Below are 450 nucleotides of genomic sequence, written 5' to 3' on the forward strand. Positions count from 1 at the left end.
AGATTCCGGTGGATCGTCCGCGTCCGGTGGTGAAGTCGTATGAGGGTGACCGGGTGGGGTTCTCGGTCGGTGAGGGTGTGCTGGCGGGTTTGCGGCGGGGGGCTCGGGGGGAGAGCACCACGCTGTTCACGGTGTTGGCGGCGGCGTATGCGTTGGTGCTGGGGCGTGCGGCAGGGCAGGACCGACTCATCCTCGGAATCCCGGCTGCCGGCCGACACCACCCTCAGCTCGACGGCGTCGTCGGCAACTTCGTCGATCTCCTTGCGGTTCCCCTGGAGACCGACGATTTGATGACTGCTCGCGAGCTGCTGCACAGGTCCCACGACCGCCTAGTCCGGGCACAGCGGGAGGCTGGGGTGTCGTTCCGGCAGTTGGTGGATGGGTTGGGGGTTGGGCGGGATTTGTCGACGTCGCCGTTGGTGCAGGCGGTGTTGGCGTTGCAGTCGGTGG

Annotated in this window: 1 protein-coding gene; it reads left to right on the plus strand. The window is 67.3% G+C overall.

Annotated features, from left to right (window positions below; translation table 11 throughout):
- Positions 1–26 precede the first annotated feature (26 nt).
- A partial coding sequence (locus tag IF17_RS01000000136910; protein WP_244890591.1) for a condensation domain-containing protein occupies positions 27–450 on the plus strand: 424 nt, incomplete at its 3' end.

Origin of the sequence: Streptomyces cyaneofuscatus, from assembly GCF_000718135.1 — a bacterium.
Classification (GTDB): Bacteria; Actinomycetota; Actinomycetes; order Streptomycetales; family Streptomycetaceae; genus Streptomyces; species Streptomyces cyaneofuscatus.